The organism is Streptomyces sp. NBC_00234 (genome assembly GCF_036195325.1).
Lineage (GTDB): Bacteria > Actinomycetota > Actinomycetes > Streptomycetales > Streptomycetaceae > Streptomyces.
In genome coordinates this window covers 7,274,819-7,292,410 of the sequence record NZ_CP108101.1, presented here as the reverse complement: position 1 = coordinate 7,292,410, position 17,592 = coordinate 7,274,819, and the positions used below count along the sequence as shown (strand labels likewise).

16 protein-coding genes are annotated in these 17,592 nt (G+C 69.9%); 10 read left to right on the top strand and 6 right to left on the bottom strand.

Annotated features, from left to right (window positions below):
• Positions 1-60: 60 nt before the first annotated feature.
• Together OG230_RS31925 and kdpF are read right to left on the bottom strand one after the other, a co-directional pair.
• On the bottom strand, positions 61-2,526 hold the full coding sequence (locus OG230_RS31925) for an ATP-binding protein (RefSeq protein ID WP_443051427.1): 2,466 nt from the start codon (positions 2,524-2,526) through the stop codon (positions 61-63).
• A 71-nt stretch (positions 2,527-2,597) separates the two neighbouring features.
• Positions 2,598-2,687: a K(+)-transporting ATPase subunit F gene (gene kdpF, locus OG230_RS31920; RefSeq protein WP_328911601.1), complete on the bottom strand. Its 90-nt coding sequence runs from the start codon at positions 2,685-2,687 to the stop codon at positions 2,598-2,600.
• A gap of 1,105 nt (positions 2,688-3,792) precedes the next feature.
• On the opposite strand from kdpF, the gene kdpB reads away from it, so the two are divergent.
• The 4 genes from kdpB (at position 3,793) to OG230_RS31900 (ending at position 8,552) form a co-directional block, all read left to right on the top strand.
• Positions 3,793-5,955 carry a potassium-transporting ATPase subunit KdpB gene (kdpB, locus tag OG230_RS31915; RefSeq protein WP_328907218.1) on the top strand — a complete coding sequence of 721 codons (2,163 nt, stop codon included), beginning with the start codon at positions 3,793-3,795 and terminating at the stop codon, positions 5,953-5,955.
• Between the two features lie 257 nt (positions 5,956-6,212).
• Complete coding sequence (locus OG230_RS31910; RefSeq protein WP_328907217.1) at positions 6,213-7,022, top strand: SDR family NAD(P)-dependent oxidoreductase; 810 nt, start codon at positions 6,213-6,215, stop codon at positions 7,020-7,022.
• Positions 7,023-7,181: 159 nt separating this feature from the next.
• A complete protein-coding gene (locus OG230_RS31905; RefSeq protein ID WP_328907216.1) occupies positions 7,182-7,961 on the top strand; it encodes a GNAT family N-acetyltransferase in 780 nt (259 codons plus the stop codon).
• A gap of 54 nt (positions 7,962-8,015) precedes the next feature.
• Positions 8,016-8,552 (top strand): hypothetical protein, encoded by a 537-nt coding sequence (locus OG230_RS31900; protein WP_328907215.1) that lies wholly within the window; start codon positions 8,016-8,018, stop codon positions 8,550-8,552.
• Here OG230_RS31900 and OG230_RS31895 read toward each other — a convergent pair.
• The 4 genes from OG230_RS31895 to OG230_RS31880 form a co-directional block, all read right to left on the bottom strand.
• Entirely contained in the window at positions 8,530-9,285 is a 756-nt protein-coding gene (locus OG230_RS31895) for a DUF4118 domain-containing protein (RefSeq protein ID WP_328907214.1), read from the bottom strand. The two genes, OG230_RS31900 and OG230_RS31895, sit on opposite strands and share 23 nt — an antisense overlap.
• Positions 9,286-9,394: 109 nt before the next feature.
• Positions 9,395-9,553, bottom strand: a complete 159-nt coding sequence (locus OG230_RS31890; RefSeq protein WP_328911650.1) for a hypothetical protein — start codon at positions 9,551-9,553, stop codon at positions 9,395-9,397.
• A 73-nt stretch (positions 9,554-9,626) separates the two neighbouring features.
• The gene (gene lysA / locus OG230_RS31885; RefSeq protein WP_328907213.1) at positions 9,627-10,994 is read right to left on the bottom strand and encodes a diaminopimelate decarboxylase; all 1,368 of its coding nucleotides are present in this window, start codon (positions 10,992-10,994) and stop codon (positions 9,627-9,629) included.
• Positions 10,995-11,008: 14 nt separating this feature from the next.
• On the bottom strand, positions 11,009-11,359 hold the full coding sequence (locus OG230_RS31880) for an SAV_915 family protein (protein WP_328907212.1): 351 nt from the start codon (positions 11,357-11,359) through the stop codon (positions 11,009-11,011).
• A 507-nt stretch (positions 11,360-11,866) separates the two neighbouring features.
• On the opposite strand from OG230_RS31880, the gene OG230_RS31875 reads away from it, so the two are divergent.
• From OG230_RS31875 to OG230_RS31850, 6 genes are all read left to right on the top strand, one after another.
• Entirely contained in the window at positions 11,867-12,193 is a 327-nt protein-coding gene (locus tag OG230_RS31875) for a PadR family transcriptional regulator (protein ID WP_328907211.1), read from the top strand.
• Positions 12,190-12,546 carry a DUF1048 domain-containing protein gene (locus tag OG230_RS31870; protein WP_328907210.1) on the top strand — a complete coding sequence of 119 codons (357 nt, stop codon included), beginning with the start codon at positions 12,190-12,192 and terminating at the stop codon, positions 12,544-12,546. Before OG230_RS31875 ends, OG230_RS31870 begins: the two co-directional genes overlap by 4 nt.
• 1 nt (position 12,547) lies before the next feature.
• Positions 12,548-12,874 (top strand): DUF1048 domain-containing protein, encoded by a 327-nt coding sequence (locus tag OG230_RS31865; RefSeq protein ID WP_328907209.1) that lies wholly within the window; start codon positions 12,548-12,550, stop codon positions 12,872-12,874.
• 330 nt (positions 12,875-13,204) lie between these two features.
• Entirely contained in the window at positions 13,205-14,191 is a 987-nt protein-coding gene (locus OG230_RS31860) for an ATP-binding cassette domain-containing protein (RefSeq protein ID WP_328907208.1), read from the top strand.
• The gene (locus OG230_RS31855; protein ID WP_328907207.1) at positions 14,188-14,979 is read left to right on the top strand and encodes an ABC transporter permease; all 792 of its coding nucleotides are present in this window, start codon (positions 14,188-14,190) and stop codon (positions 14,977-14,979) included. Before OG230_RS31860 ends, OG230_RS31855 begins: the two co-directional genes overlap by 4 nt.
• Before the next feature lie 380 nt (positions 14,980-15,359).
• Entirely contained in the window at positions 15,360-17,315 is a 1,956-nt protein-coding gene (locus OG230_RS31850; protein ID WP_328907206.1) for an amino acid transporter, read from the top strand.
• Positions 17,316-17,592: the final 277 nt, after the last annotated feature.

Below are 17,592 nucleotides of genomic sequence, written 5' to 3'. Positions count from 1 at the left end.
TGCTCCTGCTCCTGCTCCTGCTCCTGCTCCTGCTCCTGCTCCTGAGACCCTCATGGGCCTTCACGGATCATCTTGTGTGTTCTGCGCATCACGGCGCCGGGACGGCCACGCGGCCACAGGTTCCTCCGCACAGGGAAGGGAAAGCACCATGGTCAGGCCGCCGCCAGGGGTGTCCTCGGGGGTGACCGTGCCGGACATGGCCTCGGTCAGGCCGCGGGCCAGGGCCAGGCCCAGGCCGACGCCAGTGGTGTTGTCGGTGTCGCCGAGGCGCTGAAACGGCTCGAAGACGCGTTCACGATCGGCCCGCGGCAGGCCGGGCCCCCGGTCGACGACGCGCAGTTCCACGCGGCCGGCCAGGGCGCTTGTGGTGATCAGGACCGGGTGGCCGGGCGGCGCGTGCCGTACGGCGTTGGCCACCAGATTGGCGATCACCCGCTCCAGGAGCGGTGGATCCGCGAGGACGGGCGGGGTTTCGGCCAGGCGGCGTACCACGGGCCGCGGCGCCTCCGGCGGCAGCGCGTCGAACGCCGCCGGCAGGGCTTCTTCCAGCGTGATGGCCCGGAGGTCCAGGGTCAGGGCGCCCGCCTGGAGGCGGCTCATGTCCAGCAGGTTGTCGATGAGACGGCTGAGGCGGGCCATGGACTCGTCGGCGGTGGCGAGCAGTTCGGCCCGCTCCTGTGCCGTGAACTCCACATCGACGCTGCGCAGTGAGCCCACGGCAGCCCAGCCGGCGGCGAGCGGGGTCCGCAGGTCGTGGCTGACCGCCGCGAGGAGCGCGGTCCGCATCCGGTCGGCGGCCCTGACCGGTTCTACCTCGGCCGCCGCCTCCACCAGTCGGGCCCGCTCGACGGCCGCGGCAAAATGGGCGGCGAAGGCTGCGAGCACACGGTGTTCGGATGCGGGCAGGGTCCGGCCGCGCAGCACGAGAAAGAGGTCGTCGCCCACGGCGACCTGGCTGGCCGCCGGGTCCTCCAGCGGCTGTGCGGCGAGTTCGGCGGAGGCGGCGCCGAAGGTCTCACGCGTACGGGTGAGCAGGTCCGGCACACTGTGCTCACCGCGCACGACCGACCCGGCGAGCGAGGACAGTATCTCGGCCTCCGCGGTGGCTCGTGCCGCACGTCTCGACAACCGCAGGGAACGGTCGACGACAGCGGCCACCACGACCGCGACCGCGACGAACACCGCGAGCGCGAGCATGTTGTCGGCATCGTCGAAGGTGAACCCCCCGATGGGTGGTATGAACCAGTAGTTGAGCAGCAGGGAAGCCGTCACCGCCGAGACGAGCGCGGAGACGACGCCTCCTATGCATGCGATGCCCACCACCGCCACCAGGAACAGCAGTGCCTCGCTGGTCAGGTTGAAGGTGCCCCGGGTGCGGTCGAGCAGGAACGTCAGCAGCAGAGGAAGAAGCAGCCCCGCCACCGGACCGGCGACGAGCCGCGAAGTCGGCAGCGTACGGCCGCGGGAGGGCAGCAGACGGCCGTGTCCCGCCCGCTCGTGCGTGACCATGTGGACGTCGATGTCCGAGGAGAGCCCGACGGTCGTCTCACCGATGCCCCGCGTGAGGAAGCGTTCCAGGCGGCCTCGGCGGCTGGTCCCGAGGACCAGCTGGGTGGCGTTCTCGGCCCGGGCGAACTCCACGAGCGCGGTGGCGACGTCGTCGCCGACTACCGTGTGATAGCTGCCGTCCAGACTCTCGACGAGCCGACGCTGACGGCCCAGGGCGGCGGACGACGCCCCAGTCGTCAGGCCGTCGCTGCGCACCACGTGCACCGCCAGGAGCCTCCCCCGGGCGGACCGGGCGGCGATCCGGGCCGCGCGCCGGATCAGTGTCTCGCCCTCCGGTCCGCCGGTGAGCGCAACCACGACCCGCTCGCGGGTCTCCCACACCCCCGCGATGCCCTGTTCGGTGCGGTACTTGAGCAGGGCTTCGTCGACCCGGTCGGCCACCCAGAGCAGGGCGAGTTCCCGCAGGGCGGTGAGGCTGCCCGTCCGGAAGCGGCTGGCGAGCGCGGCGTCGACCTCCTCCGGCGGACAGATGTTGCCGTGCGCCATCCGTCGGCGCAGCTCCTCCGGCTCCATGTCCACGAGCTCGATCTGGTCTGCGCGGCGTACGACGGCATCGGGGACGGTCTCCTCCCGCGGCACCGCGGTGATCTTCTCGACGACGTCACTCAGGGACTCCAGCTGTTGGATGCCGACGGTGGTGATGACGTCGATGCCCGCCGCCAGCAGCTCCTCCACGTCCTGCCAGCGCTTGGCGTTGCCCCGTCCCGGCGCGTTGGAGTGCGCCAGATCGTCGACGAGGACCAGCTCGGGACGGCGCCGCAGCACCGCGCCGACCAGGGACCGGTCGTGGGTCTCCAGCCCGTCGGCCAGGGGCGCCGGAGTCTCGTCGTCCAGGGACTGATCCAGCGTCTCCAGGCCGACGAGCTTCGCCTCCGTCTGTGCGCGGCCGTGGCACTCCACAGGTCCGGCCACCACATCGGTGCCTCGGGCGGCCCTGCGTCGGCCCTCGTCGAGCATCCGGTAGGTCTTGCCGACGCCGGGCGCGCCGCCGACGAAGACCTTGAGTCTTCCCGGCCGCGGGCGGGGAATCAGAACTTCTCCGGGTTGATCAGTGCGGCCACCAGGTAGCCGACAAGACAGAAGGCGACAAAGAGGCCCACTACGTTCTCCACGCTCATCAGCGATCAACTCCTTTTGCTGTACAGCCTGTTGCATCAGTCACACCGCATACAGAAGCCTGGACCCTGCCACCTGCACAGTCACCTTTACGGCACTCTGGCGCGACCCCCGCAGATGCTGACGACGCCTTGACGGACTCCCTACGGGCCGGGGGCGAACCCGTGCGAGCCCCGTAGCCCGGGCCCTTCCGAGTACGGGACGCTCAGGGCGGTGCTCGCCCGCGTCTCCGTTCTCCAGCAGGGAGTTGGCGGCCTGGGCGTCCATGTCGTCCCGGGCGAGAGCGATGCCTGCGGCGCTCACCCTGCGCGGGACGTGGCGGTCGGCGACGGCGTCCCAAGTACCGGATGCGGCGGGCCGGCCGCCCAGAAGCAGTGCGGTGCAGGCGGCGGCGGTCAGGAGGGTGGCCTCGCGCAGCAGACGAAGTCTGGCGGGCAGGGTCGCCCAGTAGCGCGCCCTAAGGCGTCGCTACTGGCCCGGGTACGGGGAGGTCCGCCCGGCCGCGGCCCCCTCGTGGCCGCGGACCCGGACGGCCCTCGTGCGGGTCGACCGACTGTGAGGTGACTGCGCCCTTCCGGGCCCCGCCTCCGGACTGGGCCTGCTTTCGGCGGTGATGGTCACTCGTCCTCCAGCGTCACGCCACGGACGGTCGTCCGTACCCCGCAGCGTTCAGTCTGCGATTCGTTCCGGCCGGGGACGACGCACCTTGACGCCGTACTGACGTGCTTCCAGGCCGACTTGACGCCCTCTTGACAGGGGCCCCGCGCAGCCGTCAGAAGTCCGTCAAATCCGGCGACCGGTGGACGTCGGGCGTCCGGAGTGCCCCTAGATTTCGTTCGGCCGCTCAAAGCCGTGGACGTCAGTGGCATGACCGTCCCCGGGCCGCGAGGGCACGTGCCGCCTCTCCCAGTGGGCTGCCGTGCCCTCGCTTCGCGGTCGTCGGCCGCCGGTTCACAGCGGTCTTCGCCGGCGCCGGTACCCGCAGCCGCACTGCGGGTACCGGGACGGCCACGTAACCCCAGGGCGTGGGCGACCCCGCGACCCCACCCACTCTCCCCCGGCGCCCGCCGCGCGCGGGTGGCCGGGCCCATCGATAGGTCCTCCGCGATGCATCCCGCAGCGCCCCGTCAGGCGCCCCCTGCACCACCCGCCCCCTCCACCCCACCCCGCTACCCCGCTCCACGGCCGGAACGGCAGCGCGGGGCGCAGAGCGGGCTGCTCGATCCCGTACAGGTGCTGAAGTGCTTCCCGGAAGCGTTGCGCAAGCTGCACCCGCGGGACCTGGTGCGCAATCCGGTGCTGTTCGTCGTCGCGGCCGGCTCGGTTCTCACCACGCTCTCGGCCGTGCTCAACCCGTCCGTCTTCACTTGGGTGATCAGCGTCTGGCTGTGGCTGACCGTTATCTTCGCGAACCTGGCCGAGGCGGTCGCCGAGGGCCGCGGCAAGGCGCAGGCCGAGTCGTTGCGCAGGGCGCGTACGGACACGGTCGCGCTGCGGCTGCGCCACTGGCGGTACGGAACGGATCTCGACCGGGCCGAGACGGAGGCAGTAGCCGCCACCGAACTCCGGCTCTTCGATTTCGTCCTGGTCGAGGCGGGCGAACTGATCCCGGCCGACGGCGACGTCGTCGACGGCGTCGCCGCTGTCGACGAGTCCGCCGTCACTGGTGAGTCCGCCCCGGTGATCCGCGAGTCGGGCGGCGACCGTACAGGGGTGACCGGCGGCACGACGGTCCTGTCGGACCGGATCGTCGTACGGGTCACCTCCCGCCCCGGCCACTCCTTCATGGACCGGATGATCGCCCTGGTCGAGGGTGCCTCCCGGCAGAAAACCCCCAACGAGATCGCGCTGAACATCCTGCTCTGCGCACTCACGGTCGTCTTCGTGCTCGTCGTCGTCGCACTCCAGCCGATGGCCGCCTACGCGAACGCCGCCCAGTCCACCACCGTCCTGGTCGCGCTCCTGGTGACGCTGATCCCGACCACAATCGGGGCGCTGCTCTCGGCGATCGGCATCGCGGGCATGGACCGGCTGGTCCAGCGCAACGTCCTGGCCATGTCCGGCCGAGCGGTCGAGGCAGCGGGTGACATCAACACCCTGCTCCTCGACAAGACCGGCACCATCACCCTAGGCAACCGCCAGGCCGCCGCCTTCGTGCCACTGCCGGGCGTCGACGAGTCGAAGCTCGCGGACGCCGCCCAGCTCTCCTCGCTCGCCGACGAGACGCCGGAGGGCCGCTCCGTGGTGGTGCTGGCGAAGCAGCGGTACGGACTGCGGGCGCCGGCCGACGGCGAGCTCGCGAACGCCCGTTTCGTGGAGTTCAGCGCGCAGACCCGGATGAGCGGCATCGACCTGCGCTGGGACAACGGCGCCGTCTGCCACATCCGCAAGGGAGCGGCGGCCCAGGTCATCGGCTGGGTGGAGATGTACGGCGGTACGGTGCCCGGCGAGGCCCGCGCGTGGAGCGACGCGGTCTCGGACGCGGGCGGTACCCCGCTGCTGGTCGCGGTGCACGACTGGGACGGGCCGCGGGTCCTCGGGATCATCCACCTCAAGGACGTCGTGAAGGAGGGCATCCGGGAGCGGTTCGCGGAACTGCGCCGCATGGGCATCAGGACGGTCATGATCACGGGCGACAACCCGCTGACCGCGAAGGCCATCGCCCAGGAGGCCGGTGTCGACGACTTCCTCGCCGAGGCCACCCCGGAGGACAAACTCGCCCTCATCAAGCGGGAGCAGGCGGGCGGCAAGCTCGTCGCGATGACCGGCGACGGTACGAACGACGCGCCGGCGCTGGCTCAGGCGGACGTCGGGGTGGCCATGAACACCGGCACCTCGGCCGCCAAGGAGGCCGGGAACATGGTGGACCTGGACTCCAACCCCACCAAGCTCATCGAGATCGTCGAGATCGGCAAGCAACTCCTCATCACCCGAGGCGCGTTGACGACCTTCTCGATCACCAACGACGTCGCGAAGTACTTCGCGATCATCCCCGCGATGTTCACCGGTGCCTATCCCGGCCTGCAGGCGCTCAACATCATGGGCCTGCACAGCCCCACCTCGGCGATCACCTCGGCCATCATCTTCAACGCCCTGATCATCGTGGCGCTCATTCCGCTCGCCCTGCGTGGCGTCCGCTACACCCCCGCATCCGCCCACGACCTGCTGCGCCGCAACCTCACCGTGTACGGACTCGGCGGCCTGGTCCTGCCGTTCCTCGGCATCAAACTCATCGATCTGGTCATCTCCGCAATCCCCGGCCTCGGCTGACCACCGCCCTCGTCAGGGGTACGTCAGGGAGCGGCAGTTGAGCTTGTCCACGGAGCCCACCGAGGGTTCGATGGAGAGCATGGACAGCGCGTGGCTTCTGCTCGACCGGCCGCCTCATCGGGCGCCCCGTCGCGTGCCCCGCTGCCCGGAGACGCGCGCCCCGCGCTGACGCGTCGTCCGTAGCCCCCGGGGCGCCGAGACCTCCCGTCCGGCGCCCCCTTCTTCATTCCCGTAAACCTCCCATGGATGGACCAGTCATGCCTGTTTCCGACCTTTCCTCCCGTACCGCCCTGGTCACCGGCGCCACCACCGGCATCGGCTACCAGACCGTCCGGCTTCTCGCCGAGCGCGGTGCGACCGTGCTGGTCCACGGCCGTACGGCCGAAGAGGCCGCCGCAGCCACCGACCGGCTCGTCTCCCTCCACGGGATCGACGCCCGTCTCCTGTGCCCGCTCGCGGCGGACTTCGCCGTACTCGAAGAGGTCGAGCACCTCGCCGCCCGGGTACTGGCCGAACACCCGCACCTCGACGTGCTCGTCAACAACGCCGGCATGGCGGCACCCGAGCGCCACACGGTCACGGCGGACGGCAACGAGATCGCCTTCCAGGTGAACTTCCTCGCCCACTACCTGCTGACGCATCTGCTGGAGCCCGCGCTGACGAGCGACCCCGGCGGCCGGGTCGTCAACGTGTCGTCCTCCCTCCACCGCACCGGCTCCATCCAGTGGAGCGACCCCAACCGGGTGCGCCGCTACTCCCGGCTCGCCGCCTACGCACAGTCGCAGCTCGCGCTGACCGTCTTCGCCGCCGACCCGCGGGTGACCGCCGTCTCCGTCCACCCTGGCGTCTGCACCACGAGCCTGCTTCCGCTCTACGCCCACGAGGGCGTTTCGCCGGCCGAGGGCGCGGCCCACGTCGTACGGCTCTGCGACCCGGCCGTCGAGATCGTCAACGGCGCCTACTACGACCGTGAACACCGTGTCGAGCCCGCCCAGGCCGCCACCGAGACGCGCAACGTCAAGCGCCTCAGCAAGCTCGCCGACCTGCTTGTCGGCCATTCCGCCTGACTGCCTCAAAGGAACCGGACCACTCATGTCCAAGCGCACACGCAAGAAGAAGGCCCGTCGCAAGAAGAAGGCGAACCACGGCCGCAAGGCCGGCCAGCGCTGAACTCACAGGGGCGGCCCGAACCCGGGCCGCCCCTCCTTCCGCACCAGGAGGTGCCCGTGATCCCGCACGCGTCCCACCAGCCCCCCGTGCCCATGCGCGTGTTCCTTTCCGGCGAGCCCGGCACCGGAACCCTCGCCGAGCACGTCCTGACCACCGGCCATGGCCAATGGTGGTCCGACCACGCCAAGGTGCCTCGCGTCGTGGCCGTCACGTGTGGCGGACACGCCCTCCTGGCCGGCGACCCCAGCGCCGTGAGACCGGACCAACTTGCCCCACTCGCAGAGCACTACGTCGAAACCCCGGGCCGCTTCGTCCCTGTACTCGGCGCGGCCTTCGACCACCTCCAGCCCTGGGAGCGCATGCTCTACGTCCACCGGGCCCCGGCGATCGCACCCCGCGTGCCTCGCGGCGTGGCCGTCCGCCGCATCTCCCCCGATGACGCCCCGGCGGTGGCGGCTCTCGACCCCTCCATGGCGTGGATCCACGGCACCTGGGGCGGCCCGACCGCCCTGGCCGCGTCGGGCCTGGCCTGGGCAGCATTCCGTCGGGGCCGGGTGGTCGCCGTGGCCTGCACACGGTTCCTCGGCAACCGCCAGGAGGACGTCGCCTGCGCCACCGCGCCCGACGAACGCCGTCAACACCTCGCTCTGGCCTGCGTCGCAGGGCTGACCACCGACATCGCGGCACGCGGCCACCGTGCCATCTGGAGCTGCTCCCGCGGCAACCGCCCCAGTCGGCTCCTCGCCTGGACCGCGGGCTTCCGGCTGGCGCACGAGTACGTCCACTACGCCGCCGGGCCCGTCAGACACGCGTCAAAGTTCGCCAACGCGGCATAGGTACCTCGTCAAGACGGACCGGCATCGGTCGGCCGCGCCTCTAATGTCCGTTCCATGGAGCCACGATTCGTCCACCCGTCGGAGTCCGGTGACCTCTGCGTCCACGACAGCACGTGGGCCGGCGAGGCCCGGGCCGCGGCCGGCTGCGCCGGGCTGCTGCTCGCCCTGTCGCTGACTGTGGACGCCGGGGACGCCGGCCTGACGCTGCCGAGCGCGGTGATGTGGATCGTCCTGGCCGTCGCGCTCTTCGTGATCCTGCTGCCCGCCAGGGTCGTCGCGGCCCCGGGCCGGGTGACCGTCCACGGCCTGTGGACCCGACAGACCGTGCGCACCGACCGGCTCGCCGCCGTCCGCTGGCCCAACGGGATCGAGCAGCGCCTCGTCATGAGCGACACGGACGGCGGCCGGGCCGAGGTCGACCTGCGCGTGCTCCTCGCGAATCCGTCCCTGTGGCTGCTCCTGGAGGTCGACGCCCGGTTGTCCGCCGAAAACGGCACCCTGCTGAGCGGAGCGGACGACCTCGATCGCCTCGCTCGCCGCGTCGAACGGGACACGGCTCACTCGGTGTTCACGATCTCGGGCCTGCACTGACGCTGTCGTCGTCCAGCGCGGCGGCGGCCTGAGCCGCCAGGTCTGCGGCGACCAGCCGCGCCTCCAGCGGCGGGGGTACGGAACCGGGTTCGGGTGTCAGCAGGAAGCGGCCCTGGTACCGCCCGTGAACGATGGCGCGCAGTTCGATCTCACCGTCCGGCCAGCCCTGCAGTTCCAGATCCCAGATCCAGCCGGCCACCGTCACCGTCCCGTCCGGGGCAAGTCGCGGCGGACGCCCGACGAGAGTGCCGTACTCAAAACGGCACGCCCGTAGCTCCAGGACGTCGACCAGTTCGCGCCCCACCCGTTGGACGACGTCGTCGGAGGACGTACTGGAGCGGGCGAGGCGGGTCGTGCCGTGCAGCCGCTCCAGATACGTGGCGTCCGTGACCGCCACCCGCTTCAGCGTCCGGGCACGCGCGGCCAACTGCGACACGATCAGGCCGACGACCAGGAGCAGGACGGCGGTCTCGATGTCGGCCCGGTCCTGGATGTGGAAACTCCGATACGGCTCGGTGTGGAAGAAGTCGAACCAGGCGGCGGCCGACAGGGCAGCGAGCGCGCCGGCAAACCGGTTTCCGAGCGCCGACACGGCCACGACCACGACGACGAGCAGCAGCGCGAGATTGGTATGCGTGACGGACGTCCGCAGCGGCATCAGCACAAGAGCCGCGGCAAACGGTGCCAGGGCTCCGGCGGCGACGGCGGCCGTGTCCCGAAGCGGAAACCTCATGATCCACCTCGCAGGATCCAGCCCCCGCCAAACCTCTGACACGTCCAGCCTCCGCCCGGTATGACGTGGGTGGCGCCGGGCGGAGGGGGCTTTGACGGATCCCTGATGGTCAGCAGCGGAAGCGGAGCCGGCACACGACCGCGTTCGTATCGCGGCGGACGGCATGGGCGACGACCGCGCCCCGCTGGTTCTGCAGGGTGCGCTGCCAGAGGTACTCCGGTTCGGCCTCCGGGATGAGCACGGTGACCCGGGTGACACGGGCCGTCACGGACCAACTGGTCAACGATCCGGCCCGGCGACCCCGCCGCCGGGCCGGATCAGCAACCGTGGAACACCAGGGGCTACAGACCGACGTCGCGCGCCTTGAGGTCCTCCAGGGTCTCCCTGCGGACGAGGAGCCGGGCCCGGCCGTCGAGCACGGCGACCACCGGCGGACGGCCGACGAGGTTGTAGGAGGAGGCCATCGCCAGGTGGTACGCGCCGGTCGTCGGCACCGCGAGCAGATCGCCGGGGTGGGTGTCGGCGGGCAGCGGGACGTCTTCGGCCAGGACGTCGCCGGCCTCGCAGTGGCGGCCGACGACCGTCACGCGCTCGGCTTGGGCCGGCGAGCGGCGGCCGATGATGCGCGGGGCGTACCGCACTCCGTACAACGCCGGGCGCGGGTTGTCGCTCATCCCGCCGTCCACCGCCACGAAGGTCCGCCCGGGTGTGCGTTTCACCGCGAGGATCCGGTAGACCGCGACCCCGGCCGGGCCGATCACGGCCCGCCCCGGTTCGATGATCAGGCGCGGGACAGGCAGCCCGGCCGCCGCGCAGCTCTCGGCCAGTTCGGCGCGCACCTTGCGGGCGAGGGTGGTGATGTCGAGGGCGGGTTCACCAGGTCGGTAAGCGATGCCGTGGCCGCCGCCGAGGTCAAGCTCCGGCAGCGTGACGCCACGGCTGTCGCGTATGCGCGCCATCAGGCCGACGAGCCGTCGCACAGCCACCAGATAGGGCTTGACATCCGTGATCTGCGAGCCCAAGTGACAGTGGAGTCCGGTGAGTTCGAGCTGCGGCTGGTCGAGTATGCGGGTGATGGCGTGCTGGGCGTGGCCGTCCCTGATGGAGAGGCCGAACTTCTGGTCCTCCGATCCGGTACGGATCTTCCGGTGGCCGCCCGCGCTGATGCCCGGCGTCACCCGGACCATGACCTTCTGCGGGCCGCCGCTGCCGACCGCCGCCGCGATCCGGGCGATCTCGGCGGGGGTGTCGATGACGATCCGGCCGACACGGAGACGCAGCGCGGTCTCCAGATCCTGCGGCGACTTCGCGTTGCCGTGGAGCAGGATCCGCTCGGGCGGGAACCCACTGGTGACGGCGAGCTCCAGCTCACCTGCGGAGCACACGTCCAGACCGAGTCCCTCCTCCTCGATCCAGTGGGCCAGGGCGCGGCACAGGAACGCCTTGGCCGCATAGTGGATCTCGGCGTCGGGGAAGGCCGTGCGGTAGGTACGGCAACGCTCGCGCACCTCGGCCTCGTCCAGGACGTACACGGGAGTACCGTGGCTCTCGGCTATCTCGGCCAAGGGGACCCCGCCGACGAGGAGCCGGCCGTGTGGCTGTTCGGTGGTGGTGGCGGGCCAGACGGCGAGCGTGTCTCCGGGCTTCGAGCCGACCGTGCCGGTCGGGGCGGCCGCGGCGGAAGTGGCGGGCAGGGGAAGGGTGGTCATCTCTGCGGCTCCCTTCACTTCACGAGCGCGGCAAGTGGCCGCGGACGCGGATCTGACACGGCTGCGATCGTGACGGCGGGAGTCGGCGCCGTGAGGACGGGGTCGATTCTCAGCTCGTGGATGCCCAGCGGTTCCATGAGCGCGCGCAGCGCCGGCTCCGCGAGGACGATCCACGGCTGAGCCGCCCCCAGGACCGCCGTCAGCCGATCCGCGTCGGTGAACGCGACGGCGGTCCTGCCTCCGACCGGCGTGCGGAAGAGCCGGGTCACGCAGCCTTCGGCGCCCGGCCGGACGGGTACGCAGAGCAGTCCGGCCGGGGACGGTTCCCCAGGCTCCGCATCGTCTCCGTACAGGGCATCTGCCATGGGTTCCTCCCGAGGAACGAGGCACGGTCCCGGCTCGGTCGGGCCGGGGTGTGTCCTGACGCTATGCCCGGCGATCAGAGGTCCCCCGTCCCTCCTGACGCGGTCCTGACGCAACCAGGCGGGACGTATACGCCGCGCTGACAGCCCGGCTCCTGATCGCGGCCCTCCGCATCGAGCTCGTCCACCGCCCCTGACCTCGCCGTCGGCAATCCGGAAGACCGCGAACGTAGCCGTCGTCGGCTCTCCGCCGGGTCACCGGGTGGAGGGAGCCGGATGTGATCGAGACAGCGAAGACGAACGAGTGGAATGCGGTCTCGCCCGTGGCGGTGACGTTCCCTTCGAACGCCAGAGGACCGAGGTCCGCGTCGGATTGGGCCCCTTCCTCCGCTCCGCGGATTCAGAGGCCGGTCCGTGTTCGCCGATCGCTGGCACCCTCCACTACTCGGTGATACCGTATAGTGGTACTCAGTAGCACGCAGTACCGATGTGCCCCGAGGAGGATTCGCAATGGACGACCTGACGGAGATGCTGAAGGGCACGCTCGAAGGGTGCGTGCTCGAAATCATCGGCAGCGAGGAAACCTACGGGTACGCCATCACCCGTCAGCTGAACGAGCTCGGCTTCACCGACGTCGTCGAGGGGACGGTGTACACCATCCTGCTGCGGCTAGAGAGGAACAAGCTCGTCCAGGTGACGAAACGGCCGTCCGGGGTCGGCCCGCCGCGCAAGTTCTACGCGCTCAACGACGCCGGACGCGAGGAACTCGCAACGTTCTGGAAGAAGTGGCAGTACGTCTCATCACGCATCGACAGCCTCAAGGAGGGCGGGAGATGAGCTTCTGGGAAACCATCACAGGCAGCGATCTCACCAGGGATTGGAAGGCGTTCGAAGCCAGGGCCGAGGCCCTTCCGGACGACTACCGGGCGGCATGGGAACAGATCAAGGGCCACCTCCTCCCCCACGGGGACTTCACCGGCCGCAACCTGATGCCGATCCTCGACGCCGCCCTGGGGCTGCTCGAAGAGACAGCGGCGGACGAGCAGAGCGTCGACGAGGTGCTCGGCGACGACATCCGGGGCTTCTGCACGGCTCTGGCCGGCGGAGAAGGAGCTCGAACCTATCGCGACCGGTGGCGTGAGCAGTTGAACAGGAACGTCGCAAAGAAACTGAGCAGGCTGGGAGGCTGACGTGAGCATCCAGGACATCATCGAGGGCAAGAAGCACTGGCGGGCCCACATGGCCCGGGTCAAGGCGCTCCCACCGGACTACCAGATCGTCTACAAGGAGATGCAGAAGTACCTGTTCAAGGTCGGACCGATCGACCTGGCCGACGGGCCCCTACTCCCCGGGATCGTCGACTTCTTCGAGGAGGGCGCCGCCACGGGCAAGGGGGTCCTGCAACTCATCGGCAACGACGTCGCCGCGTTCTGCGACGACCTGGTCAAGGACTCCCGCACCTACGCGGATGTCTATCAGGAGTCCATCAGCGGGGAACTCGGCACGGCCGAGAAGTAACGTCCGTCGCCGCATTCCAGTGGGCGTAGCCCGCACGCGCGTCGTTCGCCCAAGGCGCAGCGCGAAAGGACGCGAGACCGGCCACCAGCAGCCGCCGCAGATCCTGTCCACGAGGTGGTCGAGCAGACCGGGGAGACTTGGCTCAGCCCTGCCAACGCCGGCAGCGCCCCGGCGAGCAGGTCTCCGGCGGCCGGCCGCTCGACACCATTCCCCAGGGCGAAACGACTGACGCGTAGTCACGGCCAGTCACTCAGTCCGAGTTCCGAAACAGCTTCCACTCCCCCAGTGTCTTCAGCCCCAGAAAGGCAGGACTCCATGCCTTCATCTGTCATGCCCACATCCAGCCAGAGGGACGGTCACCCGTCGCCGGCCGCCGTCTCCGCCGTTGGTCTGCGCAAGTCCTACGACGAAAAGCTCGTCCTCGACGGCATCGATCTGCACATCCCGGCCGGGTCAGTGTTCGCGCTGCTCGGTCCGAACGGCGCCGGGAAGACCACCGCCGTGAAGATCCTTTCCACTCTCGTCACCGCCGACGCCGGCGAAGTGCACGTCGGCGGTCACGACCTGGCCACCGACCCTCAGGCCGTACGCGGGGCGATCGGTGTCACCGGGCAGTTCTCCGCCGTCGACGGCCTGATCACCGGCGAGGAGAACATGCTCCTCATGGCGGACCTGCACCACCTCTCCCGCAGCGAGGGGCGCAGTACCGCCGCCGAGCTGCTGGAGCGGTTCGACCTCACCGACGCGGCAAAGAAGCCGGCCTCCACCTACTCCGGCGGCATGAAGCGTCGCCTCGACCTCGCCATGACCCTCGTCGGCAACCCCCGGATCATCTTCCTCGACGAGCCCACCACCGGCCTCGACCCCCGCAGCCGCCACACCATGTGGCAGATCATCCGCGAACTCGTCGCAGACGGCGTCACCGTCTTCCTCACCACCCAGCACCTGGAAGAAGCCGACGAACTCGCCGACCGCATCGCCGTCCTCAACGACGGCAAGATCGCCGCCGAAGGCACCGCCGACGAGCTCAAGCGCCTGATCCCCGGCGGCCACATCCGCCTCCGCTTCACCGACCCGGTCGCGTACCAGTCCGCCGCTGACGCCCTGCACGAGGTCACCCGGGACGACGACGCACTGTCGCTGTCCATCCCCAGCGACGGCAGCCAGCGCGAACTGCGCTCCATCCTCGACTGGCTCGACTCCGCCGGCATCGAGGCGGACGAACTGACCGTCCATACCCCCGACCTCGACGACGTGTTCTTCGCCCTGACCGGCCCGGCCAACGTCCCCAACCAGCCCAAGGAGACTGCCCGATGAGCTCCCTCTCCCACGCTGTACGCGACTCCAACACCATGCTGCGCCGCAACCTCCTGCACGCGCGGCGCTACCCGTCAGGGACCCTGAACCTGCTGCTCACACCGATCATGATGCTGCTGCTCTTCGTCTACATCTTCGGCGACGTGATGAGCGCGGGCATCGGCGGCGGCGGCGCCGACCGCTCCGACTACATCGCCTACATCGTCCCGGGCCTGCTGCTGATGACCATCGGCAGCACCGTGATCGGAGCTGCGGTGTACGTCTCCATGGATATGACCGAGGGCCTCGTCGCCCGCTTCCGCACGATGGCGGTCTACCGCCCTTCGGTACTCATCGGGCACGTCGTCGGCAGCGTGCTGCAATCCGTCATGAGCGTGGTCCTCGTCGGCGCCGTCGCCGTCGCCATCGGCTTCCGCTCCACGGACGCCACTGCCCTGGAATGGCTCGCCGCCTTCGGACTCATCGTGCTCTTCGCCCTGGCCCTGACCTGGATTGCGGTCGGCATGGGCCTGGCCAGCCCGAACCCCGAGGCGGCCAGCAACATGGCCATGCCCCTGATCCTCCTCCCGCTCATCTCCAGCGCCTTCATCCCCGCCGACACCATGCCCGGCTGGTTCCAGCCGATCGCCGAGTACCAGCCCTTCACCCCCGCCATCGAGACCCTCCGCGGCCTCCTCCTCGGCACCGAGATCGGCCACAACGGCTGGCTCGCCGTCGCCTGGTGCGTGGGCCTGATCGCGCTCGGCTACCGCTGGTCGACGGCGCAGTTCAACCGCGACCCGAAGTAACCAGGACGACCACGCCGGCCGCCTCCCGCAGCTCGTCCCGCCCCGTCCGCGCGCAGATCCGCACCTGTTTGCCCGGCCGGTGGCGGGGCTGATCGCCGTAGCCCTCGACGGGCCGGCCGGCCTCCCGCCACACCGCACTGATCCACGTCGATTCGCAGGAGACCATGCGTGGCGAGCGCCGGCTCCCGCGGGGACCATGTCGAGGACATGGCAGGGTCTTGCCTCGGAGGAGGCGATACGGATAAGCCCGACCGGTGCATCTTGACGCTCTCCTGACGCGCCCGCCCACATCGGGCACTGACGTGCTGATTACGCTGGCCCGGCCGTCCGCACCATGGACGGCACCCCCCTCATCCAGCAGCAGCTCGGGAGCACCTCCAATGACATCCACGAAGGACGCGCGCACCGGAAACCTGCGCGCATGGATGCTGGAGGGCCTCTCCGACATGGGGAAGGGCAGGCCCTCCCGGCCCATGGACTCGGCCCCGGAGGCTGCGCACAAGGGGCAGCGCTGGTGGCGGGTGATGTGCCTGACCGGTGTCGACTACTTCTCCACCCTCGGCTACCAGCCCGGCATCGCCGCGCTCGCGGCCGGACTGCTGTCTCCCGTCGCCACCATCGTGCTGGTAATCGTCACTCTGGCCGGCGCACTCCCGGTCTACCGCCGGGTGGCCGAGGAGAGCCCGCATGGCGAGGGCTCGATCGCGATGCTGTCGCGGCTGCTCTCCTTCTGGAAGGGCAAGCTGTTCGTCCTCACCCTGCTCGGCTTCGCGGCCACCGACTTCCTGATCACCATCACGCTGTCGGCAGCCGACGCCTCCACTCACCTGGTGGAGAATCCACACCTCGCCGACGCCCTGCACGACAAACAGGTCCTGATCACCATGGTCCTCATCGCGCTGCTCGGCGCGGTCTTCCTCAAGGGCTTCCTGGAGGCGATCGGCGTCGCCGTCGTCCTCGTCGGCGTCTATCTCGCGCTCAATGCCGTCGTCGTGGTCACCGGGCTGTGGCACGTGGCCACCGAGGGCCATGTCGTCACGGACTGGAGCTCCGCTCTCACCGCAGAACACGGCAACGTCTTCGCCATGATCGGCGTGGCGCTGCTCGTCTTCCCCAAGCTCGCCCTGGGCCTGTCCGGCTTCGAGACCGGCGTGGCGGTCATGCCGCACGTCGCAGGCGACGCGGGCGACACCGAGGAGAAACCCACCGGCCGCATCCGGGGCACGAAGAAGCTCCTGACCACGGCAGCGCTCATCATGAGCGTCTTCCTGATCACCACCAGCTTCATCACCACCGTCCTCATCCCGCACGAGGAGTTCGAGTCCGGCGGCGACGCCAACGGCCGCGCACTCGCCTACCTCGCGCACGAGTACCTCGGCAACACCTTCGGCACGATCTACGACGTGTCGACCATCGCCATCCTCTGGTTCGCAGGCGCATCCGCCATGGCAGGTCTGCTCAACCTCATGCCCCGCTACCTGCCCAAGTACGGCATGGCTCCGCACTGGGCCCGCGCAGTGCGGCCCATGGTCATCGTCTTCACCCTGGTGGCGTTCTTGGTGACGTGGATCTTCGACGCCGACGTCGACGCCCAGGGCGGCGCGTACGCCACCGGCGTCCTGGTGCTGATCTCCTCCGCCGCCATCGCGGTGACGATCGCAGCCCGCAAGGCCGGCCAGCGCGGCTGGTCCATCGGCTTCGCCGTCATCTCGGCCGTGTTCCTCTACACCACGGTCCTCAACGTCATCGAGCGCCCCGACGGCGTGAAGATCGGCGCCTGCTTCATCGCCGGCATCATGCTCATCTCCCTCCTCTCCCGCCTCGGCCGCGCCTTCGAACTGCGCGTCACGCACGTCGGGCTGGACGAAACGGCCGAACGCTTCGTCCACGACATCTCGCAGCGCACAGCACGGTTCATCGCCAACGAGCCCGACAGCCGCGACATCGCCGAGTACCGCGACAAGATCGGGCAGATCCGCGCCGACAACGACCTCCCCACCACCGAGGACTTCGTCTTCGTCGAGGTCACGGTCACCGACCCCTCCGAGTTCGAGGCCGAGCTGACCGTACGCGGCGAAGTCCTGCACGATCGCTACCGCGTCCTGACGGTGGAGAGCTCCTCCGTCCCCAACGCGCTGGCCGCCCTCCTCCTCCACTCCCGCGACCTCACCGGCACCCGCCCCCACATGTACTTCGAGTGGACCGAGGGCAACCCCTTCGCCAACTTCCTCCGCTTCTTCCTCCTCGGACAGGGCGAAGTCGCCCCCGTCACCCGCGAAATCCTGCGCGAGGCGGAACCGGACCGTGACCGCCGTCCTCGCGTCCACGTCGGCTGAAGTTCCCCGGAGCAAAGCGACTCGACTGCGCATACGCGTCCGCGGTCCGACACCGCCAACCTCAGGCCGACCTGGAGCAAGCACCACATCGGCGTCCCGAGTATCGCAATCCTGGTCATTCGCACGGCCGTGCATGAACTGGGAGAGCCCGGCAGCGCTCGACGCCGATGCGGGTTCCTCCATGGCCGCCGGGCAGCATCGGCGGGCGCGACGGCGGCGTTCCTCCTCGGTCTGACGGAACGCGAACCTGCTTCTCATTACGCCCTCGCCTCCACGC